General features: G+C 55.3%; 1 protein-coding gene and 1 pseudogene. One reads left to right on the top strand and one right to left on the bottom strand.

Annotation, left to right across the window (positions count from 1 at the left end; translation table 11 throughout):
• Positions 1 to 290 (bottom strand): annotated as a pseudogene (locus B3M52_RS08755) (alpha/beta hydrolase); the annotation flags it as partial.
• A gap of 182 nt (positions 291 to 472) precedes the next feature.
• Here B3M52_RS08755 and B3M52_RS08750 point away from each other — a divergent pair.
• A partial coding sequence (locus tag B3M52_RS08750; RefSeq protein ID WP_286749414.1) for an acyltransferase occupies positions 473 to 1,104 on the top strand: 632 nt, incomplete at its 3' end.

The raw sequence follows: 1,104 nt of genomic DNA, 5'->3' as shown, positions 1-1,104 counted from the left end.
TAGATCAGCATGTTCACCGCCAGTGGCGGCACGATTACGATGGGCGTCTTGTGGGGCGTGCGCTCCACATCAATCATCTCGCCATCCAGCTCGATAAAATCCTCGGCCAGCGGCGGGTAGTATCGCAGGCTCACCAGCCCATCGGTGTACAAGGTCTCGAACGGTGTCTGCCCTGCCTGCACCAGGCTGGCGGCCCGGAATACGCGGTCGAAGGCGTTACCGGCGTATAGTGCCGTCTGGCGGGTTATTCCCGAGGCTTTGTTGAAAGCGTAGCTGAGCGGGTCGGGCATAGAGGTTTCCATAAGGTTTATGTCGAGAACAGGTTCGGAATAAGACTAGACTACCTATACAGATCGGAACTATGGCAAGAACGTCCACCACTAATGGCAAACCGGTCACTTCAGGCCACTGCCCAAACCTGCCAACCATTGGTATCATTCAGCCATCTTAAAAAACCAACAACAGGACCACCATGCTCAGCTTCCTGCCAGCTCCCGTTATCGGCGTCATCAGTTCCATCCTCCTGGGGCTGAATACCCTGTTCTGGTGCCTGCTTCTCTACATCCCGGCGATATTGAAGCTGATTATTCCCCACACCGGTTTCCGGGTTCTGTGCACCAAAGTTATTATCTGGATCGCCGAAGCCTGGGTTGCCTGCAACACCGGCTGGATGAAACTTACCCAAGGCACGGAATGGACCGTCCACGGCGACGAAAAGCTCAAGCGGGAAAGCTGGTACCTGGTGTTGAGCAACCATCAAAGCTGGGTCGACATCTTCGCCATGCAGCGGGTGTTCAACCACCGTGCACCGTTTCTGAAGTTCTTCCTCAAGCAACAACTGATCTGGGTGCCGGTCATAGGGTTGGCCTGGTGGGGGCTGGATTTCCCGTTTATGAAACGCTACACCCGTGAGTACCTGATCAAGCACCCTGAAAAGCGCGGTGAAGATCTTAAAGCGACCCGTACGGCCTGTGAGAAGTTCCGCTACACCCCGGTGAGCGTGATGAATTTCGTTGAAGGCACGCGCTTTACCCAGGCCAAACACGACAAGCAGAAATCAAAATACACCCACCTGCTGACGCCCAAGGCCGGTGGCGTGGCCTT

Origin of the sequence: Marinobacter sp. UBA2688 (genome assembly GCF_002352785.1) — a bacterium.
Taxonomy (GTDB): Bacteria; Pseudomonadota; Gammaproteobacteria; order Pseudomonadales; family Oleiphilaceae; genus Marinobacter; species Marinobacter salarius.
Note: the sequence above shows the minus strand (reverse complement) of the source record. Positions and strands in the feature narration are given on the sequence as shown.